General features: G+C 37.7%; 23 protein-coding genes and 1 tRNA gene. 23 read left to right on the top strand and 1 reads right to left on the bottom strand.

The window, feature by feature from the left end; all coding sequences use genetic code 11:
* Positions 1-259: 259 nt before the first annotated feature.
* The 7 genes from RVS70_RS18325 to RVS70_RS18295 all read left to right on the top strand — a co-directional run bounded on the left by RVS70_RS18325 (position 260) and on the right by RVS70_RS18295 (position 5389).
* Complete coding sequence (locus tag RVS70_RS18325) at positions 260-1843, top strand: oligosaccharide flippase family protein (RefSeq protein WP_205389399.1); 1584 nt, start codon at positions 260-262, stop codon at positions 1841-1843.
* A 1-nt stretch (position 1844) separates the two neighbouring features.
* On the top strand, positions 1845-3290 hold the full coding sequence (mazG, locus tag RVS70_RS18320) for a nucleoside triphosphate pyrophosphohydrolase (RefSeq protein WP_121604279.1): 1446 nt from the start codon (positions 1845-1847) through the stop codon (positions 3288-3290).
* A gap of 6 nt (positions 3291-3296) precedes the next feature.
* A complete protein-coding gene (locus tag RVS70_RS18315; protein ID WP_026680185.1) occupies positions 3297-3557 on the top strand; it encodes an RNA-binding S4 domain-containing protein in 261 nt (86 codons plus the stop codon).
* A 63-nt stretch (positions 3558-3620) separates the two neighbouring features.
* The gene (yabP, locus tag RVS70_RS18310) at positions 3621-3920 is read left to right on the top strand and encodes a sporulation protein YabP (protein ID WP_026680186.1); all 300 of its coding nucleotides are present in this window, start codon (positions 3621-3623) and stop codon (positions 3918-3920) included.
* Positions 3917-4516 carry a spore cortex biosynthesis protein YabQ gene (gene yabQ, locus RVS70_RS18305; RefSeq protein ID WP_205389400.1) on the top strand — a complete coding sequence of 200 codons (600 nt, stop codon included), beginning with the start codon at positions 3917-3919 and terminating at the stop codon, positions 4514-4516. The genes yabP and yabQ overlap by 4 nt, the downstream gene beginning before the upstream one ends.
* Before the next feature lie 51 nt (positions 4517-4567).
* The gene (locus RVS70_RS18300; protein ID WP_371414008.1) at positions 4568-4903 is read left to right on the top strand and encodes an FtsB family cell division protein; all 336 of its coding nucleotides are present in this window, start codon (positions 4568-4570) and stop codon (positions 4901-4903) included.
* Between the two features lie 102 nt (positions 4904-5005).
* Positions 5006-5389 (top strand): S1 domain-containing RNA-binding protein, encoded by a 384-nt coding sequence (locus tag RVS70_RS18295; RefSeq protein ID WP_026680189.1) that lies wholly within the window; start codon positions 5006-5008, stop codon positions 5387-5389.
* Between the two features lie 372 nt (positions 5390-5761).
* Here RVS70_RS18295 and RVS70_RS18290 read toward each other — a convergent pair.
* A tRNA-Met gene (locus RVS70_RS18290) sits at positions 5762-5835 on the bottom strand.
* Positions 5836-6419: 584 nt separating this feature from the next.
* Here RVS70_RS18290 and RVS70_RS18285 point away from each other — a divergent pair.
* The 16 genes from RVS70_RS18285 to lysS all read left to right on the top strand — a co-directional run bounded on the left by RVS70_RS18285 (position 6420) and on the right by lysS (position 24254).
* Positions 6420-6917 (top strand): hypothetical protein, encoded by a 498-nt coding sequence (locus tag RVS70_RS18285; RefSeq protein WP_205389401.1) that lies wholly within the window; start codon positions 6420-6422, stop codon positions 6915-6917.
* A gap of 604 nt (positions 6918-7521) precedes the next feature.
* A complete protein-coding gene (gene spoIIE, locus RVS70_RS18280) occupies positions 7522-9975 on the top strand; it encodes a stage II sporulation protein E (protein WP_205389402.1) in 2454 nt (817 codons plus the stop codon).
* Between the two features lie 98 nt (positions 9976-10073).
* The gene (locus tag RVS70_RS18275; RefSeq protein ID WP_026680192.1) at positions 10074-10808 is read left to right on the top strand and encodes a VWA domain-containing protein; all 735 of its coding nucleotides are present in this window, start codon (positions 10074-10076) and stop codon (positions 10806-10808) included.
* Positions 10777-11715 carry a protein kinase domain-containing protein gene (locus tag RVS70_RS18270; RefSeq protein WP_205389403.1) on the top strand — a complete coding sequence of 313 codons (939 nt, stop codon included), beginning with the start codon at positions 10777-10779 and terminating at the stop codon, positions 11713-11715. Before RVS70_RS18275 ends, RVS70_RS18270 begins: the two co-directional genes overlap by 32 nt.
* Positions 11716-11766: 51 nt before the next feature.
* A complete protein-coding gene (tilS, locus tag RVS70_RS18265; protein WP_121604281.1) occupies positions 11767-13158 on the top strand; it encodes a tRNA lysidine(34) synthetase TilS in 1392 nt (463 codons plus the stop codon).
* A gap of 12 nt (positions 13159-13170) precedes the next feature.
* On the top strand, positions 13171-13713 hold the full coding sequence (gene hpt / locus RVS70_RS18260; RefSeq protein ID WP_321134324.1) for a hypoxanthine phosphoribosyltransferase: 543 nt from the start codon (positions 13171-13173) through the stop codon (positions 13711-13713).
* Positions 13714-13849: 136 nt separating this feature from the next.
* Positions 13850-15901 (top strand): ATP-dependent zinc metalloprotease FtsH, encoded by a 2052-nt coding sequence (ftsH, locus tag RVS70_RS18255; RefSeq protein ID WP_026680196.1) that lies wholly within the window; start codon positions 13850-13852, stop codon positions 15899-15901.
* A gap of 490 nt (positions 15902-16391) precedes the next feature.
* Positions 16392-17165, top strand: a complete 774-nt coding sequence (locus RVS70_RS18250) for a type III pantothenate kinase (RefSeq protein ID WP_121604282.1) — start codon at positions 16392-16394, stop codon at positions 17163-17165.
* A gap of 32 nt (positions 17166-17197) precedes the next feature.
* Entirely contained in the window at positions 17198-18067 is an 870-nt protein-coding gene (gene hslO / locus RVS70_RS18245) for an Hsp33 family molecular chaperone HslO (protein WP_026680198.1), read from the top strand.
* 165 nt (positions 18068-18232) lie between these two features.
* The gene (locus tag RVS70_RS18240) at positions 18233-19129 is read left to right on the top strand and encodes a peptidylprolyl isomerase (protein WP_321134321.1); all 897 of its coding nucleotides are present in this window, start codon (positions 18233-18235) and stop codon (positions 19127-19129) included.
* Positions 19130-19260: 131 nt separating this feature from the next.
* Positions 19261-20187, top strand: coding sequence for a cysteine synthase A (gene cysK / locus RVS70_RS18235; protein WP_121604283.1), 927 nt, complete (start codon positions 19261-19263; stop codon positions 20185-20187).
* Between the two features lie 307 nt (positions 20188-20494).
* Complete coding sequence (gene folP / locus RVS70_RS18230; protein ID WP_026680201.1) at positions 20495-21316, top strand: dihydropteroate synthase; 822 nt, start codon at positions 20495-20497, stop codon at positions 21314-21316.
* Positions 21317-21319: 3 nt separating this feature from the next.
* Complete coding sequence (gene folB, locus RVS70_RS18225; RefSeq protein WP_026680202.1) at positions 21320-21688, top strand: dihydroneopterin aldolase; 369 nt, start codon at positions 21320-21322, stop codon at positions 21686-21688.
* Positions 21685-22197, top strand: a complete 513-nt coding sequence (gene folK / locus RVS70_RS18220; RefSeq protein ID WP_026680203.1) for a 2-amino-4-hydroxy-6-hydroxymethyldihydropteridine diphosphokinase — start codon at positions 21685-21687, stop codon at positions 22195-22197. Before folB ends, folK begins: the two co-directional genes overlap by 4 nt.
* Positions 22167-22436 carry a helix-turn-helix domain-containing protein gene (locus RVS70_RS18215; protein WP_051388261.1) on the top strand — a complete coding sequence of 90 codons (270 nt, stop codon included), beginning with the start codon at positions 22167-22169 and terminating at the stop codon, positions 22434-22436. Before folK ends, RVS70_RS18215 begins: the two co-directional genes overlap by 31 nt.
* A 336-nt stretch (positions 22437-22772) precedes the next feature.
* Entirely contained in the window at positions 22773-24254 is a 1482-nt protein-coding gene (lysS, locus tag RVS70_RS18210; protein WP_121604284.1) for a lysine--tRNA ligase, read from the top strand.
* Positions 24255-25403 lie beyond the last annotated feature (1149 nt).

Below are 25403 nucleotides of genomic sequence, written 5' to 3'. Positions count from 1 at the left end.
GTTTTGCTAAAAAAGTTAGCTGAAGGACAAACCCCACGGAAAGGGAAGTGGGCAGCCGGAGTGTTGGTCAAGCAAGCAGTAGCTATTATTCCATAATAGCTACTAGAGGAAGCGTAAATCTGAGCATGTAGTGATAAGGACTGAGCGAATTTTGCTCAGTTTTTCTTATAGTTATATAGTAGCATATTTAGAATGCAAATGTTTGGTATTGAACTATGCTATAATGATGTATAAAGTGTAGGATTAAAGGAAGTAAATCATGAATGGAAATGAAACAAACCAGCTAGTAAAGGGAGCTTTCCTGCTTACATTGGCTGGATTAATTAGTAAATTATTGAGCGCTGGTTATCGAATTCCTTTGCAAAATCTTACAGGGGATATCGGTTTTTATGTATACCAGCAAGTATATCCGATATTAGGTATTATTTTTGTATTATCATTTTATGGGTTCCCATCAGCTATTTCTAAAATGGCAGTAGAATTAAAAGCACAAGGTAAAGGTCTTTCGCTTAAAAGCTTCTATCTTCCAATTGGTTTCATTTTATTACTTATAAGTGGTTCATTGTTTTTATTTTTGTTTTTTAATGCATCCTATATTTCGGAGTGGATAGGTGATGAAAAACTTACCTCGATCTATCAATTAGCTGCGTTTACTTGCTTATTCGTTCCCTTTTCGGCATTGCTTCGAGGTGTGTTTCAGGGTACATATGTAATGAAACCAACAGCTTATTCACAGGTTGCTGAACAACTGATACGTGTAGCAATTATTATTGCTACGGCGATATTAATTAGTATGAATGATTATCCGCTTTATCACATTGGGAAAGCCGCTGTATTTGCATCCATATTAGGTGCAGGGACTGCGATTATTGTCCTTAGTGTATTCTTTTGGAGGAAAAAGCCCTATACAAATCAGGAATTTAACATCCCTTGGAATTATTACGTGCGGACCATTCTTATATTAGGTGTTGCAGCAGCGTTAAATCATATGGTCTTATTAGTTATTCAATTTGCCGATACATTCACAGTTATTCCAAGTCTACTAAAGGCTGGTTTATCGAAAGAAGCAGCAATGGAGGCGAAGGGTATCTTTGACCGTGGACAACCATTAATCCAGCTTGGAACTATACTTGGTTCATCCTTTGCGTTAGCTTTAATTCCTACTATATCAAAGAAAAAGCTAAAACATGATCCAATTACCTTTTATAGTTATATACGTGGTGCTTTATTATTTAGTATCTATCTAGCTGTTGGAGCAACGATTGGGTTGATCACTATTTTTCCTGAAGTAAATCGGCTACTTTTTCAGGATAACCAGAGTACAGGAAATTTGCAGCTATTAATGATTTCCATATTACTAAGCTCAATTTCTATAACAGCGGCAGCGGTTTTGCAAGGTCTTGGCTTTATAAAGCGCATTGCTGGGTTTATTCTTATAGCTTTTTTTGTCAAATGGATAGCTAATCAAGTGCTGATCCCTTGGCTGGGAATAACAGGTAGTGCGGTGGCAACGATTATCTCCTTACTTGTGTTATGTACGATTGTATTACGAGAGCTAAGAAGGAAGCTCCCCCATTTAAACCTTTTGAAATCTCTTCAGTGGCGTCCGCTATTTGTAGCTATTTGTGCGATGGCATTGTTTGTCTTATGTGGTCATTTTATTATCCTGCCTTGGCTAAATATATCTCGTATCGGCTTGTTGGTATATGTCGTTTTTATCTCAATTATGGGGGCAGCTCTATATGGCTATTGTTTAATAAAGTTACGAGCATTTTCTGAGCAGGAACTACGAATGCTACCGTTTCGTACGTTCTTGATGAAACTACAAAGCAGGAGGAAATAATATGAATAAAATTGAAATTATAGGATTGGGAGCGGGCGATCTGGAGCAGCTTTCATTTGGTATATATAAAAAGCTATCACATGCGAAAGAAGCGGTCTATACACGGACTTTAGACCATCCAGCTGTCAAAGCTTTGCAAGAAGAAGGCGTACGTTTTCTTTCTTTTGATAGTATTTATGAAGCGGAAAGTCAATTTGATAATGTTTATTCAAGTATTGTAAGCCTTCTTTTACAGAAAGCAGCGAAGCAGAATGTTATCTATACAGTTCCTGGACATCCAATGCTTGCAGAAAAGACGGTTCAATTATTACTCCAACAACAGGAAGTAGAGGTTGAAATTGTGGGCGGACATAGCTATTTGGATGATCTATTTACTGCACTGCAAATCGATCCAATTGAAGGTTTTCAGTTCATAGATGGTACATCATTTGAACGAGATCAATTGAATTATCGAAATCACCTTATTTTCTGTCAGGTGTATGATCGTTTTATTGCTTCCGATGTTAAACTAACATTACTAGAAGACTTACCAGCTGATTATCCTATTACAATTGTTGAAGCTGCCGGCAGTAAAGATGAAGCCAAAAAAACTATTTCTTTAGAGGAACTGGATCATGCAATGGATATAAGTAATTTAACAAGTATTTATATTCCGCCAGCACCGGATAATGTTCTTCATCATAGCTTTGAACAACTACGTAAGGTTATTCGAATATTGCGTAGCCCGGAAGGTTGTCCGTGGGATAAAGAACAGACACATGAAACATTACGTGAGTATGCTATTGAAGAGGTCTATGAGCTACTGGATGCTATTGATCAAGCGGATGATGAAGGAATTGTTGAGGAGCTTGGAGATGTGTTACTCCAAGTCATGCTCCATAGTCAAATTGGTGAAGATGATGGCTATTTTACAGTAGATGACGTTATTCGATCGATTACGAATAAAATGATACATCGACATCCTCATGTGTTTAAGGATGCTACGGTAGATACAGTAGATGAAGTGTACAAAAATTGGGACGAGCTGAAGCAGGAAGAGAAAGGGAATGTGCGTAAATCTATATTGGATGGTGTAGCAAAACAACTTCCGTCACTGGCGAAGGCTTATCAACTCCAAAAGAAAGCCGCGAAGGTAGGGTTTGATTGGGAAAACTCGGTAGATATTTGGGCTAAACTTGATGAGGAGTTAAACGAATTTAAAGAAGCGGTGCAAAAGAATGAAAATGTAGAAATGGAAAAAGAGTTTGGAGATATTCTATTTGTACTTGCGAACCTATCTAGGTACTATAAAATTAATCCAGAGGTAGCGCTAAATCGTACAAATGCAAAATTTCAATCTCGCTTTTCCTATATTGAGCAACAATTAGAGAAAAGACAAATCGATATTCAGCATGCAACTTTAGAAGAAATGGATGCATTATGGGACAAGGCGAAAGAAGGGGAGTAAAATTCAATGAGATTAGATAAATTCTTAAAGGTTTCTCGATTAATCAAACGGCGAACATTAGCTAAAGAAGTAGCGGACCAAGGAAGAATTACGATTAACGGAAACCAAGCAAAGGCATCATCAACAGTCACAGCTGGAGATGAGCTTACCATTAAATTTGGTCAGAAACTTGTAACGATTAAGATCAATAATTTGAAAGAAACTGTTAGAAAAGAAGAAGCAGAAACATTGTATACCGTTTTAAAAGAAGAGAAATTAAATAATTAGGTTACACAGTTCTATACTTGTCCCTCCTTTCATAAAGTAATAATGATAAGGAGGGCTATTACGATGAATTATTATGAGAATAAGGAAAATATAACACGTGTGCAAACGGATCATTCTGTAAAAGTTAATAATCGAAAAAATTTAGAAATAACAGGTGTCAAAGAAGTAGATAGCTTTGATAACGAGGAGTTTCTATTGGAGACAGTTATGGGTTATCTGATTGTCCGCGGGCAAAATTTACATCTAAAAAACCTTGATGTAAATGAAGGGTTAGTAACCATAAAAGGAAAAATATATGAGCTTTCCTATGTAGATGAGCAGCAGGAGAAAGCTAAAGGGTTCTTTAGCAAGTTATTTAAATGAGCTTAAGTACGCAATTCCTCACAATGATTACTATGATTACAGGCGGATTTTATCTTGGTTTAATTCAGGATACATTTCGTCGATTTACACCATATTGGAAAAATAGAAAAATCATGACTTATGTTATGGAAATTTGCTTTTGGTTAATGCAGACAATGCTATTATTTTATGTTTTATTCCGGGTAAATGGTGGTGAACTAAGGTTCTATATATTTGCTGCTTGTTTATTGGGGTTTGCCTTTTATCAGGTTGCTGCTGCAAACGTATATAGAAAAGTACTGGAGCAGATCATTCGTATTATTGCGGCAGTTTATCGATTTTTTGAAAATATAGTACAAGCTCTTATCATATCTCCAATTACGTGGATCGTGAAACTTATATATACCTTTATTGTTTGGCTATGTAAAGTTGTTGGTACGATTCTTCTTTTTATTTTAACTGTAATCATTACGCCAATTAAGTGGATAATTCAAGCTATATACGGACTATTGCCTAAAAAAGTTCAATTATTTCTTTTTAAAATAGCAGGATTTTATAGTAAAATGAAGAATATATGTATAAAAGTAGTGAAGTATGTTAGGTTTAAGAGGAGGTAACGAGCTTTGGCTTCAGACAAACAAACAGTAACGAGATTAGATTCTAATTATATGCAGCAATATGATGCTTACATAGAAAGGCAGAGACGGAAGAAGAAGCGGCTAATTCGCCGGCTTGTGTTATTTTCTCTGATTGCAGTAATAGCAATAGGGACCATGGCGACGTACCATTTTAAACAACGTGTACTTCATGCAGAAAAGACGGAAGAATATCAAGCCTTACAAAAGGAATTGACAAGCTTAGAAAAGCAAGAAGCCAATTTGCAAGAGGAAGTAGAGCTTTTAAATGATGAGGATTATGTATTGCAAATCGCTAGAACAAATTATTTCTTCTCTAAAGAGGGCGAATTAATTTTCAAACTTCCCGATGAGAAGCCATCATATTGACACACTTTTGTCTGCTTGGCTATAATATAGTAGTAAGCTAATGGTGCATCATTGTGATCATATATTAGTTTCTTAAAAATTCTAAGGAGGAGCATTTTTTTTATGTCAATTGAAGTAGGCAGCAAGCTGCAAGGAAAGGTAACTGGTATCACTAATTTCGGGGCCTTTGTAGAGCTTGAACAAGGTACTACTGGGCTTGTTCACATTAGTGAGGTTGCTGACAACTATGTGAAAGACATTAACGATCACCTTTCTGTTGGAGATGAAGTGAAGGTGAAAGTTATTAATGTCGAGAAGGACGGGAAGATTGGCTTGTCTATAAAAAAAGCAATAGATAAACCAAAACGTCAGCGAGATAACCGTGAACGGACGGAGTCTTTTGAGTCAAAAATGAATCGCTTCCTTAAGGATTCTGAGGACCGTCTTGCCTCTTTGAAGAAGCACACGGAATCCAAACGCGGGGGTCGAGGTGCTAAGAGAGGATAGCAGTTGCTGTCTATACAATAATGCTCTATATATAAATACGACAAAAAGAGAGGTTGGAACTTTTATGTTCCAACCTCTCTTTTTAATTGTTTAGGAAAATACCGGAAAATATAAAATTTGCCCATGTGGATCCATATGGGCGTGTTGAGTTGCAGCAGCTCCAGCGCCCAGAAACGAGGGCGACTTCACGAATTGCCCTAATCTAAGTCGTCATCGGCTCGCAAGCTCACCGTGATTCCTTTATCTTTGTTGACTCGCTCCAGTCGCTACGTTTCTAATCGGACGCTTACGCTTTTGTTCTGATTTTATAAGGTAGACCGATATAACAAAAAAACCTGCTGCTTTGCTTATGCAACAGGTTTTACTAAATAATGGCGGCGGAGGGGATCGAACCCCCGACCTCACGGGTATGAACCGTACGCTCTCGCCAGCTGAGCTACACCGCCAAATAAGCCAACAGAAAATATAATACAGCAGGTTTAAGACTCTGTCAATAGCTTTCTTATAAGAAAATTGAAAGAATCACAGGCAATATAAGTAATTTAATTAAGAGCCCTGCCCAAATCGACTTACACAATAGAGAATACAAATAGTAAAGAATACGGTACTTTAATATTTAATAAGCTTGTTTTTTTACAAATAACTATCTCCGTTATGATAAAATGAAAAAGCATTGTACGATATAGGAAAGGATGAGGCTGAGACAAAACTAATGAAGAAACAATAAAAAACGAACAATGTTTAGTCGAAGTCAATTATCTTTTCGTTTTTTGGTTAGAATCATTCATTTAGCACCTGAAATAAGCGAGACTCCGGCGGGAACAACACGAGTCCGAAGATCCACTTGGTAACGTGTTTTTCTTTACCAAGTTAGCTTAGGCCGTGCCCACGGAAAGAGCGTATATCTTCACGGTGCGGCGATGATACTCCTATTGATAACATGATTATTCGTGTTTTGAGTAAAGAAGTTGTGTTTTGCCCCAGCCTTTTTCCATTATTAAACTGAACGGAGAAATGAGGTAACACTACGTTGAAGAAAGAAATAAGGAATAGACTAATAATTTTAATTGTACTTGCTTTTCTTCCTATCTTATTTCTAACTATTGATTATAAGCTAGATGTAGAAAATAACTATATAAATAGTTTGTTTTTTGTTATAGCAACTTTGATTGTAACAATGACAATATATGTCATTTTAAGCTTAATTATTAAAAAGTATCCTTCCCTATTTGAAAAAGGAATATGGAACAACCCCTTCCATACTTTAATGATAGGAACCCTTATTTTATTTGTTTTTATCCTAGTAGCTGTGTTGAGTGTAAATAATTTAGATTTCAGTCCAACGATGAATAAGGGATTAACATTTATAATGGCTTATCCTGTTGTCTTTGTTTTAATTTTAATGATAGATTCTTTTTATAAAGGTGTATTCAAGATCGTAAGGGAAAGACGTTTATTTATCAGCTCTATATCGGTAGTTTTTATTCTAGCTATAATGATTTTATTTGGTTCATTAAGTAATATGTAACTAAAGCAATATCGTTTTTCTATAATTATTAAGTGCGTTAATCTATCAAGTAAATTCAGTTAGACTTTATTTCAAGTTGCAGTTCGGTTAAATGAAAATAGAGTCTAACTGTATGAAATGCAATAACTCTCTATATTCCATCGTTTACAAGCATATTGTATTCTAGGTGCTAAAGCGTATTATGGTCCACCCAGAAATAATAGGCCATTCATTTCTCAATGCTTTAATTAAATTCCAGTCTGACCACGATTTTCCTACGTAATCTATATCGTAACGATCACCAACTATGTAATAAAACTCGAAAACTGCTTTATTTTTCGATAAATAGAGGATGTTTAGTTAGAAAGGTTCAGAATTCGCCAAAACTTTTTACATAAGGCAATAGGTGAAAATGCCTTCACTTGCTGGATAAAGTAATGGACGATTCAATACCTACTGGCATTCGTTTTTGTGCTGTTTTAATCCTTCCACACGCGTGTTCGTGTTGAAACCTGTTTGAAGAATAGAAAGTCGTCGAACGATTCTTATGAAACGCTCTCTTGTTTTGACAAAAATAGAAGGCATATTGTGATTTAATGATATGCACAAAGAGGGAGTGGTAGTTATGATGGATTCAATTTCAAGAATGGAACCGAAAGTATTGGGAGCAGAAAGATCAAAACAAATGGACAAGCTCCGAAACCGGCTATATGCAAAGATGAAAGGGGTATTGCTGGAAAGAGGATGGCTTTTTTATATGATCGGTTTTTTATTGGGACGAGCTGTGATTCTATCCGTTGTCTCTCCTTTTGCAGTTGCTTTTTTAGCTACAATTTGGCTTGTCCATAAGGAAAAAACATTAAAAACCATACTTGCTGTGCTATTGGGTGCTTTAAGCTATTCTGTAAATCATAGTATCTTTATCGCTCTGGCCATACTGGTTTTTGTCTTTATGGGTGGTTTATTTAAGCAGGCGAAGAATCAACAGATGCTTATCCCGTTATTTGTATTTTTATCTACGATAGCAACAAGGTTATTTCAGTATTCCATTAGTCAACAGCTATCTGCTTATGACTGGATGCTGGTTTTCGTAGAAGGAGTATTAGGAACCGTATTAGTATTAATTTTTATGCAGAGCATTCCATTATTATCACCAAAAAGATATAACCCCGCATTAAAGAATGAAGAGATCGTATGTATGATCATACTCATTGCCTCTATACTTACTGGTACGATTGGCTGGGAGTTTTATGGGGCTTCCTTCGAGCAGATATTCTCTCGCTATTTTGTGCTCATTTTAGCATATGTCGGTGGGGCCGCGATTGGCTCAACAGTCGGCGTGGTTGCTGGACTCATCTTGTCTCTAGCAAATGTAGCAAACCTTTATCAAATGAGCTTACTCGCTTTTTCAGGTCTCTTAGGAGGACTATTAAAAGAAGGTAGGAAACCAGGCGTTGCTGTTGGCCTATTTGTTGGAACGTTTTTAATTGGAATCTACGGCGATGCGAACCAGTTAGTCCCATCGATCATCGAGTCATCCATTGCTATTTTAATCTTCTTGCTTACACCTGCTAGCTGGTTTAGAAAACTTTCAAGGTTCATACCTGGAACAGAAGAATATACGAATGAACAGGAACAATATTTACAAAAGGTGCGAAATGTAACCGCTAAACGTGTTGAACAATTTTCAGATGTTTTTCAAGCTTTGTCTAAGAGCTTTACCATCACAGATGGTCCGAGCGAAGATGATCAAGAGTCAAGAAGAGAAACCGATTACTTTTTAAGTCAAGTAACGGAGAAAACCTGTCAAAATTGCTTTATGAAGGAAAGGTGTTGGCAAAAACAATTTGATAAAACATATACATTAATGGAACAAATGAAAGAAGATATGGGGGAAAACGGAAAACCAAGCAGGAAAACAGCACGTGAGTTTGAAAATTATTGTGTGAAGCCTCAAAAAGTTGTTGATGTAATGAAGGAGGAGATGTCTTACTTTGAAGCCAATCAAAAATTAAAACAACAAGTATTAGAAAGTAAAAAACTTGTAGCTGATCAATTGCAAGGAGTTTCGGAGGTGATGGAGGATTTCGCAAAGGAAATATTAAAGGAACGGCAGCATCATGAACAACAAGAAATGCAGATTGTACATGCGTTGAAGCAAATGGGGATTGAACTGGAAAAGCTAGAAATTTATCGCTTAGATAAAGGAAACGTAGATATTGAAATGACATTAACCTTTTATGAATATCATGGTGAAGGTTCTAAACTGATTGCACCTGTATTGTCTGATATTTTGAAAGAGATTGTTGTTGTGAAACAGGAAGAAATTGCCCCATTTCCAAATGGGTATAGTTATTTAGCGTTTGGTTCAGCAAGAGAATTTGTCGTTGAGACAGGTGCTGCTAATGCTGCGAAAGGTGGAGGGCTTGTATCTGGAGATAGTTATACAACCATAGAGCTTGGTGCAGGGAAATACGCTATGGCTATTAGTGATGGTATGGGCAATGGTTTAAGGGCTCAGGAGGAGAGCGTTGAGACATTAAGGTTGCTTCAACAAATTTTACAGACTGGAATACCAGAAAAAGTAGCGATTAAATCGATCAACTCAATTTTATCGCTACGATCTACAGATGAGATGTTTGCTACACTCGATTTGGCGGTAATTGACTTACACAATGCTTTCGTTCGCTTTTTAAAAATAGGCTCAACACCTAGCTTTATTAAACGGGGAGATCAATTAATTAAAGTGGAAGCTAGTAATCTCCCTATGGGGATTATTCAGGAGTTTGATGTAGATATTGTTAGTGAACAGTTAATGTCGGAAGATTTATTGATTATGATGAGTGATGGTATTTTTGATGGGCCAAAGCACGTGGAAAATACGGATGTATGGTTAAAACGAAAAATAAGAGAAATGAAGACCGACGATCCTCAGGAAATTGCTGATTTAGTTTTAGAAGAAGTTATTCGCACTAGGTCGGGAGAAATTGAGGATGATATGACCGTGGTAGTTGCTAAAGTAATGAAGAATATACCTAAATGGACTTCTGTACCAATTTATCATGATCAAGCTCAGTGAAGGATATAGTACGTATTTACCTTCCATCCTAACTAGACCATGTATAGATCACATAAAAAGTGGTGAAGATGGTATTAATAGTTGGGAGGTAGATGACGTTGAGAAAAGGTACACTGAAGCAAATCTTGTTAATTACAGATGGATGCTCAAACAAAGGAGAAGATCCTTCGGCTACAGCTTCTTTGGCTTATCAACAAGGAATCACTGTAAATGTAATTGGAATATTAGAGGATGAACAGAGCGAACAACCCGAAGGTTTAAAAGAAGTTGAAGACATTGCATTATCAGGTGGTGGTGTTAGCCAGCTTGTCTATAAACAAGCATTATCTCAGACAGTACAAACGGTGACTAAACAAGCGATGACCCAAACACTGCAGGGTTTTGTAAATAAAGAATTACAGCAGATTTTAGGACAGGATCAGTCACTAGAGGATCTTGAGCCGGAAAAGCGCGGAGAAATAATGGAAGTAGTAGAAGATATGGGGGAGACGTGTGATCTGGAAGTATTAGTATTAGTTGATACGAGTGCAAGTATGCATGATAAGCTTCCAACCGTTAAAGAAGCATTAATTGATCTATCTATTAGTTTAAACGCACGTATTGGTCGTAATCGCTTTGCAATTTTTAGTTTTCCTGGAAAACGAAAAGATATACAAAAGGTATTTGATTGGTCACCTGCTTTAGATTCTATCTCTACCATTTTTCCAAAACTAACAAGTGGTGGCATTACTCCTACAGGTCCTGCTATTCGAGAAGCAATGTATCAGTTTGGTAAGAAAAGCTTACTAAGGAGCTTTAGAGATGAAGATGAACCAGGAATGGAAGAAGCTTAATAGTGATATCCACTCTGGAATGCATATCCAGGGGAAGTGGCATAAACAAACGTATGTTATCAAAAGAAAGCTTGGCGCTGGAGCCATTGGTTCTGTATACCTGTGTGAAGCAAACGGCAAATTAGCTGCATTGAAAATTAGTGATAAACGTTCTTCCATGACGGTTGAGGTTAATGTGCTCCGGTCACTCGGTAAGGTCCAAGGAAATCGTCTTGGACCTTCTTTATTGGATGTAGACGATTGGACGGCTCCAATAGGTACTAAATATTCATTCTATGTAATGGAATATTTGCAAGGTGAATCGATGGCCTCCTATATCCATCGCCATGGTAAGGAATGGGCCGGGGTTTTCATGGTACAGCTGTTGGAGGATCTCGAACAGCTTCATCAACAAGGATGGGTTTTCGGCGATTTAAAATTAGATAACCTATTAATCGTCTCCTCTCCGCCACGTGTGCGTTGGGTAGATGTTGGAGGAACAACACAAACAGGAAGAGCGATCAAAGAGTATACCGAGTTTTATGATCGTGGTTATTGGGAAATGGGATCAAGAAGAGCAGAACCAAGTTATGATTTATTTGCTTTTACGATGGCATTCATTCATGTCTATTATCCAAAACGTTTTGTCAAAGGTTCTCAACCGGAGAAGCTTCTATTTCGCAAGCTGGATGAAGCAAGAGGACTACGCCCATATCGGAATGTCTTAAAGAAGGCACTAGCAGGTAAATATGCTTCTAGTTCACAAATGAAAAGAGAGATGTTACAGGTAATTCATGATACGCAGAAAAAAAAGCAAAAAACTAGGAAGCAAATCCAACAAGAAAAAGAAGCTCCCTTTTTGCTAGAGGCCGGAGGTATTTCTATTCTAGCGGGAGCCTACTATTTAATTTCTTTGCTTTTTCAGTGATCCTAGTTGTGATAGGATAAAAGTAGAAATGTTGTGTTGGAGATGGACATAATGAAAACGATGATTACTCATTTTATAAAAAAACATCACTTGTTAACAAAGCAGGCAACAGTCCTAGTAGGTGTATCAGGGGGACCAGATTCGTTAGCACTTCTCCATTACCTCCATTCGATAAGGCAGGAATGGGAAATACGTATAATCGCCGTAACTGTCGATCACCAACTGAGAGGGGAAGCATCCCTTGAGGATCTTCGATATGTTAAGCGATTTTGTAAAACGTGGGATATCGAATTTGTAGGAACCTCTGTTGATGTACCGTCCTATAAAAAGAAGCACAAACTAGGAACACAACTAGCGGCAAGAAAATTACGATATAAGTTCTTTGAAGAGCAAATGGAATTATATAATGCCGATTTGCTAATGCTCGGCCATCATGGTGACGATCAGGCAGAAACGATGCTCATGCGTATGGTACGTTCAGCAGATTCACAAGCATTAGCAGGTATTCCTGTTAAGCGGGATTTTGCTACGGGTGCTATTGTTCGACCTTTTCTCTGCGTAACGAAAGAACAAATATGGAATTATTGTGAAGTGCATCATATTAAACCGAGGCTTGACCCTTCGAATCATGAGACAACCTATACAAGGAATTATTTCCGAAAACACGTACTTCCATTAATAAAAGAGAAAAATAGTAATATACATACTACCATACAGCATCTTAGTGAAACGTTAGAGGCCGATCAAGCGTATTTAAATAGACAAGCACAAGAAATGGTCGATACAATTGTGATGTTTGATAAGGAAAGATGCCAGGTTTCATTTGAAATTAAGCTGTTTAAAACGTACGCATTTGCTTTACAAAGACGGGCCTTTCATCTAATATTAAACTATCTGTATACTGATTTACCTAAGGACTTATCCTATGTCCACGAGGAGCAATTTTTTGCATTATTGCATCGAAAAACAGGTAATGCGCAACTAGATTTTCCCTCTGGCTTAAAAGTAGAGAAGGCATATAACCAGCTAAAGTGTCACTTCCAGGATGACCTCCATACAGATTCATATCATATGTTATTAAAGATCCCAGGCAAAACTGTTTTACCTGATGGATCAGTATTCACTACTGAATACGTGGATGAATATCAAGAGCAGTCAGAACAGACCTTTATTTTACAAAGCGGGCAGGCGGCTCTTCCGTTACATATACGTACCAGAAAGCACGGAGATAAAATGCGCTGGAAAGGGCTACAGGGAAGTAAAAAGGTGAAGGATATTTTTATTGATGCAAAAATACCTCGATCTGAACGGGGCACTTGGCCAATTATCACAGATAATAATGGAGAAATCCTATGGTTGGTTGGTTTAAAAAAGGGACTACTTGAGAAACAGGCAGATAATGCCGCATTTATACAATTAAATTATGAAAAAGGCAACATGTAGGAGGAGCAGAATATGCATAATGATATTCAAGAGGTACTAATATCGGAGGAGGAAATCGCAAGCAAGTGTAAAGAGCTAGGACAACAATTAACCGAGGAATATGATGGGAGATTTCCGCTTGCAATTGGAGTTCTAAAGGGTGCAATGCCATTCATGTCTGATATTCTACGACATATGCATACCCATTTGGAAATGGACTTCATGGATGTTTCTAGCTATGGAGGAGAGATGCGCTCTTCTGGGGAAGTGAAAATCGTAAAAGATCTAGATACTAAAGTTGAAGGTCGCGATTTGCTCATAATAGAAGATATCATTGATAGTGGATTAACTCTAAGCTACTTGGTAGACCTGTTTAAGTATAGGAAGGCAAAATCAATTAAAATTGTCACATTACTAGATAAGCCATCTGGAAGAACAGCTGCAATTAAAGCGGATATAGTTGGGTTCGAAGTACCTAATGAATTTGTTGTTGGCTATGGATTAGATTATCAAGAAAAATATAGAAATTTGCCATATGTAGGTGTTTTGAAACCAGAGATTTATGGTGGCGAATAATAAAAATAATCAAGTGGAAGAATGAAATAAACCTTGGAAATAAAATGCTGATTTTTCAAGTGAAATTAGTTGTATTTCAACTTTTTTATATGATACGATGTTATATAGTTTTTCCCCGCTTGGGAGGAGGTAAGTAATGAACCGGATATTTCGGAATGTGTTCTTTTGGATACTTATATTCTTCGTTATTATAGGAGTCATTGGGGTATTCAATGGACAAAATGAAGAAGCAAAACAATATAATGTAAAGCAGTTTATGGATGCTTTAAATAATGGCGAAATACAAGAAATGACGATGCAACCAGCAAATGGAATTATTCGTTTTGAAGGGACTTTAAATGATGAGGATAAAAAATTTATTGCTCAAGTTCCTGATAATACGGACATTATAGCGTCAATTACAGAGCAAGCAAACGATCAAAGTGTGCTTAACGTAGAAGAAGAAGAACAACCAAGCGCGTGGGTAACATTCTTAACAACAATGATTCCGTTCTTGATCATCGGACTGTTCTTCCTGTTTATACTTAGTCAAGCCCAAGGTGGCGGCGGCGGTGGCCGAGTCATGAACTTTGGTAAAAGTAAGGCGAAAATGTACAGTGAAGACAAGAAAAAAGTCCGTTTTAAAGATGTAGCAGGAGCAGATGAGGAAAAGCAAGAGCTTGTTGAGGTAGTGGAATTTTTGAAAGATCCACGTAAGTTCTCAGCCGTTGGTGCAAGAATCCCTAAAGGGGTACTTTTAGTAGGACCTCCGGGAACTGGTAAAACGCTACTTGCTCGTGCTGTAGCGGGTGAAGCAGGTACACCATTCTTCTCTATTAGTGGTTCTGACTTTGTGGAGATGTTTGTTGGTGTTGGTGCGTCCCGTGTACGTGATTTATTTGAAAATGCGAAAAAGAATGCGCCTTGTATTATATTTATAGATGAAATTGATGCAGTAGGTAGACAACGTGGAGCTGGACTTGGCGGTGGACATGATGAACGTGAACAAACGTTGAACCAGCTTTTAGTTGAAATGGATGGTTTTGGTGTCAATGAAGGAATTATTATCATTGCAGCAACAAACCGTGCAGATATTCTAGACCCTGCTCTGCTTCGTCCGGGACGTTTTGACCGTCAAATTACAGTTGATCGTCCAGACGTTAAAGGACGTGAAGAGGTATTACAGGTTCATGCAAGAAATAAACCATTGGCTGATAATGTAGATCTGCAAACGATAGCTATGCGTACACCAGGCTTCTCTGGTGCAGACTTAGAGAATTTACTAAATGAAGCAGCACTAGTAGCTGCTAGACAGGATCGAAAAACGATAAATATGCTGGATGTTGATGAAGCTATTGATCGTGTCATTGCTGGTCCGGCTAAGAAAAGTAGAGTTATTTCTAAGAAAGAACGCAATATTGTAGCTCACCATGAAAGTGGACACACGGTGATTGGTATGGTTCTAGATGATGCAGATATGGTTCATAAGGTTACCATTGTACCACGTGGTCAAGCTGGTGGATATGCTGTAATGTTACCGAGAGAAGACCGATACTTTATGACCAAACCGGAATTATTTGATAAAATTACTGGGTTATTAGGTGGTCGAGTTGCGGAAGAAATTATGTTCGGAGAGGTAAGTACTGGAGCACACAATGACTTTCAACGTGCTACAGGAATTGCACGTAAAATGATTACGGAGTATGGAATGAGTGATAAAATTGGGCCATTGCAGTTTACAAATGGTGGTGGTGAAGTATTCCTTGGTCGTGATCTGAACAATGAACAAAACTACAGTGATGCGATTGCTCATGAAATTGATCAAGAGATGCAGAACTTTATAAATTATTGTTATGATCGTGCGAAGAAGATTCTTACTGAGCATAAGGATAAGCTAGAGCTTATTGCCCAAACATTGCTTGAAGTAGAAACGCTAGATGCTAAACAAATAAAATCACTGTTTGAAGATGGAAAACTACCTGAACCTGATCCGATTGAAGACACAGAAAAAGATGATGAATCGGTTAAAGTAAATATCCAATCTAATGATAAAGAAGATACTCCAGAAACGTTTGAAGAGGCAAAAGCAAAAGTAGACAAGAACTTAGACAAAGATGGAATTACAACAGATAACAAGCCTACTTCAACAGATGAAATTACTACCGATAATAAGCCATCATCAAATGATGAAACGGATAACAAAAAATAACGTCATTACAAATAACTATAAATAGAAATGAATATCTAGAGTTTGAGATAAAAGTAAATAATAAACAATAGAAACGAACTATAATTAGTTGAAATTAATTATAGTTCGTTTTTTGATTAAACTAGTAGCTGAAATATGCGAGACTCCTTGAAAAAGAAGAGCGCTTTTCCTGCGAGCGATTTATAACAGACGAATCCTCTCTTATTTTGCGGGAACAGCATGATTCCAAAGCTTCACTTGGCCACGTGTATTTCTTTGCCAAGGTAGCTGAGACCGTTCCACGGAATGCGAACATATTTCATGCGTGTTGCGGTAATTATACTCCTATAAGTATTCGTATATTTCCAAGCTCATTCCTTCCTAAGAGCTTATTGCCATAAAGTTTATAGTCTGTTTGTTATATATTCATAACTATGTATGGTATATTAAAAAATGAAATTATGTTGCAGACTAATTGTAAATTTTGTCGTAGAGAAAGGTATGGGAAAGCATGTTGTTTGTACTTGATGTGGGTAACACTAACACAGTATTAGGTGTATTTGAAGGAGATCAATTAAAGCACCAATGGCGGATAAAAACGGATCGTTATAAAACAGAGGATGAGTTCGGCATGCTTGTCAAATCGTTGTTTGACCATAAAGGAATTACACTTTCGGATATGAAGGGTATTATCATTTCATCTGTTGTTCCACCCATTATGTTTGCTTTGGAGAAAATGTGTAAAGACTATTTTCATCTGGAGCCTATGATAATTGGGAAGGAGTCGGTTCATTCCTTTCTAAAGATGCGTTATCCTAACCCTAGAGAAATTGGAGCAGATCGTATAGTAAATGCAGTAGGCGCAATCGAAACATATGGTGCACCATTAATAATAATTGATTTTGGGACGGCAACTACGTTTTGCTATATCAATGATCAACAAGAATATCATGGTGGTGTCATATCTCCTGGTATAAATATATCGATGGAAGCACTGTATAGTAAGGCTTCTAAGTTACCGAAAATTGAAATTCAAGCCCCTGATCATGTTGTTGGTTCGTCCACGGTTGAGGCAATGCAATCGGGTGTATTCTACGGCTATGTTGGACAAGTTGATGGCATTGTCAGACGAATTGAAGCGGAAATGGGTGTGAATGCAAAAGTAGTTGCTACTGGCGGCTTGGCTTCGTTAATTGCTCATGAATCCCAGACTATACAGCATGTAGATCCATATCTAACGTTAAAGGGGCTTTATCTCATTTATCATAAAAATAAGCAATTATAAGAATAAGGTTAATTAGAAAGGAGTTTTACAACATGAAGGACTTTATAATTAAAGCTACAGCATATAATGGAATGGTTCGTGCTTACGCGACAACTTCTACAGATACGGTAGAAGAGGCAAGAAGAAGACACGATTCATGGGCAACAGCATCTGCTGCTCTTGGTAGAACGATAACGATTGCAGGTATGATGGGAGCTATGCTGAAAGGAGAGGACTCCATTACGACAAAGGTAATGGGAGATGGCCCCTTAGGAGGTATTATTGCAGATGCGAATGCAAAGGGTGAGGTTCGAGGATATGTGGTAAATCCACATGTTGATTTTGAATTAAATGCAAATGGAAAATTAGATGTGGCAAGAGCTGTTGGTACTGAAGGTAATATAAGCGTGATTAAAGATTTAGGATTAAAAGATTTTTTCACGGGAGAGGTTCCGATTATTTCCGGGGAAATTAGCGAAGATTTTACGTATTATTTTGCTAATTCTGAGCAAGTTCCTTCAGCTGTTGGTGCTGGTGTATTGGTGAATCCAGATCATAGTATTCTAGCTGCAGGGGGGTTCATAGTACAGGTTATGCCTGGTGCTAGTGAAGAAGTGATTAGTCAGTTAGAGGAGAAAATTCAAGAATTGCCACCGATTTCTACATTGATTCGTGAAGGAAATACACCTGAACAAATTCTGCATCGGTTATTTGGAGAGAATCAAGTAAAAATTCATGAAACCGTCCCTATGGAATTTCGCTGCAAATGTTCAAAAGAACGACTTGAGCGAGCAATAAAAGGGTTGGGTGATAAAGAAATTCAAAATATGATTGATGAAGATCATGGGGCAGAGGCAAGTTGCCATTTCTGTAATCAAACATATCAGTTTACGGAGGAAGAGTTAGAAGCTTTAAAAGGGTAGTATTTTGAAGAGGCTGTCTCATTGTGTCGAATTGAATGTGCTAAAATCCTTTTGATTGATGTTGGAGACAGCTCATTTGTAGATTTGTAAAACTGAGAAAGTAGTTCGTTAAGTTAACAAGTGTTGAATAATACCTTGTTCAGCGTACAGGGGGAGCTAGTATCCATGTCGAAAAATCTATTGCTAGGTGTCATTATAATACTTTTAATAACGAATATTGCTACTTTATTAATTTGGCGTAATGAAGGGGTTAATGTTGGCGATGGAAGGAAGTTGAGTAGTAATGATGAGGTGGCAATCATTGGAAATGATGACATCAGCTTCGCTCAATGGAGTGACTCGCTTCGAAACAACTATGGAAAAAAGCATTTACGATCAATGATAGATCAAGCAGTTGTACAACAATTAGCAGCGGACAAAGGACTAAAAATTAGTGATAAGGTTATAGCTAGAGAAATAGCTATGTTAACTACGATGCAGGGTGTGACTTCAGCGTCAACTTATGAAAAGTTAGAGAAGCAATGGGAAGAAGATATTACATACAGGTATCAATTGGAAATGCTTTTAACAGAGGGGACACCTATTCCAGAGCAAGAAATAAAGAATCATTATAATACATATGGTGATCAATATAACTTTACATCTTCTATGCAAATTTCACATATCGTAGTAGATAATATGGAAACAGCAAATAAAGTTTATCAAGAATTGGAATCAGGTGCCTCATTCAAGCTATTAGCTCGAGAATATTCAATTGATGAATCCTCTAAAGCAGAAGGTGGATATCTTGGCTTTATTTATACAACTAGTCAATTCTTTCCTAATGGCTATGCAGAAGTTGCTGAGAATATAGAAGAGCATTCTTATAGTAAACCATTTGTAGCTGATGATGGTGTGGTAATTCTTTATCTTCATCGCAAGCTACCATCTATTACATTTACGTATGAAGAGATGAAACCGTATATAAAGAGTGAATTAGCATTACATAAACAAAACCAGTCGTTAGATGCCACTCCACTATGGGAAGAGATGGAGATTGATTGGTTATATGGAGAAGAATAGCACGTAACAATAGTCGATGGACAAAATAAGTAGACGAATGCCTAAATATTCCGTATTAGTTGACATTTAGCTGGGTAAAACGTACATTATAATTAATCATACAAAATAACTAGGAATTAGGAGGGAATGTAGTGAAGGTAGCTAATAATATAGCTGAACTTATTGGTGGAACACCAATAGTAAAATTAAATAATGTGACAGACGCTGACAGTGCTGACATCTATGTGAAGCTTGAATTTATGAACCCAGGTAGCTCTGTTAAGGATCGTATTGCCTTAGCAATGATCGAGGCGGCTGAAAAGTCTGGAGAATTGGAAGCAGGAGATACCATTATTGAACCGACTAGCGGTAATACAGGTATCGGTTTAGCGATGGTAGCTGCAGCAAAGGGGTATAAGGCTGTGCTTGTAATGCCTGACACGATGAGTCAAGAGCGCCGCAATCTTTTACGCGCCTATGGTGCAAAACTTGTGTTAACTCCTGGAGCTGAGGGGATGAAAGGCGCTATTAATAAAGCGGAAGCATTACAAAAAGAGAATGGTTATTTTATGCCACAGCAATTCAATAATGAAGCAAATCCGGAAGTCCATGCAAGGACGACAGGTAGAGAAATTGTAGAGCAAATGGGTGATGGCCTAGATGCATTCGTCTCAGGGATTGGTACAGGAGGAACCATAACAGGAGCTGGAAAAGTTTTGAAAGAAAACTTTGAGGGAATAAAGATTTATGCGGTAGAACCTTCTGCTTCTGCTGTGCTATCGGGGGCTACTCCTGGACCTCATAAAATTCAAGGAATTGGTGCTGGTTTCGTACCAAAAATATTAGATACAGACATCTACGATGAAATTTTACGCATCGAGAATGAAGAAGCCTTTGCAACTTCTAGAGAAGTAGCTACTACCAACGGAATTCTTGGTGGCATTTCTGCAGGAGCTGCTGTTGCAGCTGCGAAGCAGGTGGCGAAGAAACTAGGGAAAGGGAAAAAGGTTCTTGCTATTTTCCCAGATAATGGAGAAAGGTATTTATCGACTCCGCTTTATCAATTTGAAGAAGAATAATTAATGCGATTGTCCTTCGCCAGTATCTAATATTTGATACTGGCTTTTTCATTGTTTAGGAAATTATAAAAGAGTGTTGAGCTGCGTCCAGCTCCAACGCCTAGAAACGAGGCGAGTTCATGAATGAACCTACGATAATTCAACATCAGCTCGCAAGCACACCGTGATTCCTTTATCTTCGTTGACTCGCTCCAGTCGCTACATTTCTAATCGGGTGCTTTTGTTCTTGTTTATAGTGGGTCGCCTGCTTGCTTGTTCTGTGATACGATTAAGGGAGAAAATGTCAGGAAAGAAGGTACGGGGCAGTATGAAACTAATTACAAAAGTGAAAACCTACGATCTAAATGAACGTACACATATAATGGGGATATTAAATGTTACTCCAGATTCCTTTTCTGATGGAGGAAGCTTCAACACAATTAACAAAGCAGTAGAACACGCTGTGAAAATGGAGGAGCAAGGAGCGGATATTATTGATATTGGTGGAGAATCTACTCGGCCAAATCATGAACCAGTTTCTCAAGAGGAGGAAATTAAACGCGTAGTTCCCATTATTAAGGCTGTGAAAGAGAAAATAAAAATACCGATATCCATTGATACATATAAAGCTGAGACAGCAAAAGCTGCAATTGAAGCTGGTGCAGATATTATTAATGATGTATGGGGTGCAAAAAAAGAACCGGCGATTGCTCAAGTTGCAAGTGAGTATCAAGTACCTATCATTCTCATGCATAATCGAACGGATTTAGATTATAACAATATCATTGAGGACATGTTGAATGATATACAAGAAAGTATAGATATAGCATTACAAGCTGGCGTGTTGGACCATAATATTATCATTGATCCAGGTATTGGATTTGCTAAAACAGCTGAAGACAATTTGCTCGTGCTGAATCAGTTGGAGGTATTCCAAGAATTAGGCTATCCGCTACTATTGGCAACTTCAAGAAAAAGGTTTATTGGGAATATCCTAAACGTACCACCTGAAGAAAGAGACGTAGGAACAGGTGCAACTACTTGCTTAGGAATTATGAAGGGTGCCAATATGGTGCGTGTTCATGATGTGAAAACAAATATAGAGCTTGCGCAGATGATGGATGCAATGCTGCGCGTGAAAAGAGGTTGACACATGGATAAAATATATTTAAATAACTTACAATTTTACGGTTTCCATGGTTTACTTCCTGAGGAAAACAAACTTGGCCAGCGTTTTCACGTAGATGCTACTTTGTTTTTAGACTTATCTAAAGCCGGAAGTAGTGATAATATGTATCAGTCCATACATTATGGACAAGCCTATGCGTATATAAAGGAAGTAGTCGAAGGCGAAGCCAAGAATCTAATCGAAGCAGTTGCCGAAAGCATAGCCAATAAGCTCTTAACCTCCTTCGATTTACTGGAAGCTTGTACGATTAAAGTTATTAAACCAGATCCACCAATAGCGGGTCACTATCACTCTGTTGCGGTGGAAATACATAGGGAGAAAACGACGAAATGAATAAGGCATATCTTGCATTAGGAACCAATATTGAACCAAGAATTCAATATTTAGAAAGCTGTTTATATGAACTAAGTAAGCATCCAGACATATCAATAATAAATCAATCATCCATTTATCAAACAGTTCCAGTAGGGTATACGGATCAAGCCGATTTTCTTAACATGGTAATTGAGATAAAAACGACACTTGCATCATTAGAGTTACTGGATTATTGTCAGCAACTAGAGCGTGAATTGGGAAGGGAACGGACGATTCGTTTTGGTCCGCGAACAATAGACCTTGACATTTTGCTGTATAATCAAGAAAATAATAAAACGGAGCGATTAATTATTCCGCACCCGCGAATGCATGAGCGTGCATTCGTGCTTATTCCATTAAATGAAATAGCACCAGATATAGTAATACCAGTAAAGGAAAAGCGTGTTGCTGATTTAATAGAAGAGCTTCCGGGAAATGACATAAAGGGTGTAGCTATATGGACAAAAAACGAATCGGCAGACGAATAAAAGCATTTCGTAAATTAAAAGGATATACTCAAATAGATTTTGCAAAAGCATTAGGCGTTCCTCTTTCCGCAATTGGTGGTGTAGAACGTGGCTCGAAGGAATTATCAGAGGAATTACTAGATAAAGTTGCTGAGACATTATCCGTTTCGAAGGAGGAGCTGACATTACAAGAAGTACCACAAGAGGATAATAAATTCTTGGATGGCTTACCAAACGAAAAAAATGAAGAAATTAGGTAGGGGGATGAGCGATCCAAAATGGACGCCTCATTGGCACTAATTGTTAAAAGTAGCTATGGAGGTAATTCGTAAGCATTCTGCCTAGTATCGGGTCTACGTGAAAATGGTAAGGAAAGGCGACGTTAATAAAGCTGAAACGCATGCAGATCTACTAGTATTTTATATGCTAATCGAATGAATAAGAGGAAGCAAATAGAGTTTCCTAAATTCAAAGGATTTCAAAATCTGTCAGTAACCTCTGGTAGGTTTTTACCATTAATTGCGAAAGCTTGAGGCATGAAAGATTTATGTAAATCAGCTATACTTACATAATAGATAAGGACTGGAGTGATAAAGGTGACAGAGGAATTAAATGAACATATGCGAGTTCGGCGTGAAAAGCTCGAGCAGTTTATAGACCAAGGAATAGATCCTTTCGGTGGGAAATTCACACGAACTCATGTAGCAAACGAATTAAAAGAATTATATGATCGTTATTCAAAGGAAGAGTTGGAAGAAAAGGAAGAAAAGGTGACCATTGCCGGAAGAATGATGACCAAACGCGGAAAAGGAAAAGCAGGCTTTGCTCACATTCAAGACATTAGTGGTCAAATTCAGTTATATGTTCGTAAAGATAAGATAGGCGAAGAAGCTTATGAGATTTTTAAGTCAAGTGATATGGGAGATATAATCGGGGTTACTGGGATAATGTTCAAAACTAAGGTTGGTGAGCTGTCTGTTAAAGTAACTGAGTTTCACCTATTAACAAAATCATTACGACCATTACCTGAGAAGTACCATGGCTTAAAAGATATTGAACAGCGTTATCGACAACGTTATTTAGACTTGATTACGAATATGGAAAGTAAAGAAACGTTTGTGTTAAGAAGTAAAATAATTCAAGCGATGCGCAGATATTTAGATGGACAAGGTTTCTTAGAGGTAGAGACCCCGATGTTACATGGTATTCCTGGTGGTGCTTCTGCTCGTCCATTTGAAACGCATCATAATGCATTAGACATCCCTTTGTATATGCGAATTGCTATTGAGCTTCATTTGAAAAGGCTAATTGTGGGTGGATTGGAAAAAGTCTATGAAATTGGACGTGTTTTCCGAAATGAGGGTGTTTCAACTAGACATAACCCTGAATTTACAATGATTGAGCTCTATGAAGCATATGCCGATTATCATGATATCATGTCCCTTACTGAAAATTTAGTTGCTCATATTGCGAAAGAAGTACTTGGTTCTACAACGGTAGCGTATGGAGATTATGAAATTAATCTAGAACCAGAATGGACAAGGCTACACATGGTTGACGCGGTTAAGAAGAAGACGGGTGTAGATTTCTGGAAGCATATGACTGATGAAGAGGCTCGGGCATTAGCGAAGGAGCATGGAGTTGAAATAACGGATACTATGACTTTTGGGCATGTAGTTAATGAATTCTTTGAACAAAAAGTTGAAGAAGGACTAATACAGCCTACGTTTATTTACGGTCACCCTGTAGCCATTTCTCCTTTAGCTAAGAAAAATAAAGAGGATGGTCGTTTTACCGATCGATTTGAGTTGTTTATTGTTGGCCGTGAACATGCTAATGCATTTAGTGAGCTAAATGACCCAATTGATCAACGTGAACGTTTTGAAGCACAGGTGAAAGAACGTGCAGAAGGAAATGACGAAGCCCATCTTATGGATAGTGATTTCTTAGAAGCGTTAGAATACGGAATGCCACCAACGGGTGGTCTGGGTATAGGTATTGATCGTTTAGTAATGTTATTAACGAATTCCCCGTCTATTCGGGATGTGTTATTGTTCCCGCAAATGCGGAATAAATAGATGGTTAGCAGAGAAAGTGGATTATTCCCTTTCTCTGCTTTTTTATAAGTGCGCCAGGCATGGCGACTATCTAGGTGGTGAAAGTCCACTGTGGAGGTACACATCAACCAACCACTAGAGAAGCGCAAGGTGTTTATCGTGAGAAGTCAGTCGACGCCATAGTAGTGATGAAAAAAATCATGAAGGGCTGAACCATTTATAGTGACGCCATGAAATGCACGAAGGATAGACTTCTGAATGTGTTAATGATGAAAGTATGAGCGTATCTCAGGAGGATAGTCAAAATAGAAGTGTTCTTCGTCACGTGAAAGGAAAGGAGAAACGAGTGTGGGGCAAAGAGGTATTCCTTTTGTCTTAGACCGTTATCTAAAAGTACACACGGAGATATAAATTGAACCGCCGTATACGGAACCGTATGTACTGGTGGTGCAAGAGGGGCGAGAAGTTCTTAGCTTCTCCCTCTACTCGATTTAGGAAGGTATATAATTTGTCGCACCCAGAAACGAAGTGACTTTACGAATCGCCTTACGATAAATCATCATCGGCTCGCAAGCTCACCGTGCTTCCTTTATCTCCGTTGACTCGCTCCGTTTCTATTCGGTCGCTTGCGTTTTTTCTCCCTATATATAGAAGATTAACGTTTAATGGTTACGTTGTACAAAGCATAATTCAAACGATATTCACGTTTTATTTAGTTGGAATTGGGTACATTATTTATAATAGATAACGAATTAAAATAGGCTTATTTAAATATTAGAATTTAATAAAGAGTACAAATTAATATTTTGTCTTATTTTCTTTACAAAACCCCTTGATTTCATATTACAAACGTGGTAAATTTAATAACGTTGCTTCACAAGGCAACTGCCAATGCAATTCATAAAATGAATAAAAAAAGTGTTGACACTCAATGCTTTGCATGGTATATTAATAAAGTCGCCAATTTGAACAGCGAAAAAGTTAAGTAAAAAAAGTTCTTGACTTGAGTTGATCAAACTGGTATAATGAAAGAGTTGCTGTCGAAAAAGCAGCAAACTAATTTGCTCTTTGAAAACTGAACAAAACAACCAGTATGTCAAGAGAAAAACATGCAACTGTTTTTTCTTAAAAATAACCAGAAGGAAACTTCTGGAGCAAGCTAAGACATCA

Source organism: Virgibacillus sp. M23 (assembly GCF_034190895.1).
Lineage (GTDB): Bacteria > Bacillota > Bacilli > Bacillales > Amphibacillaceae > Virgibacillus > Virgibacillus salarius.
Note: the sequence above shows the minus strand (reverse complement) of the source record. Positions and strands in the feature narration are given on the sequence as shown.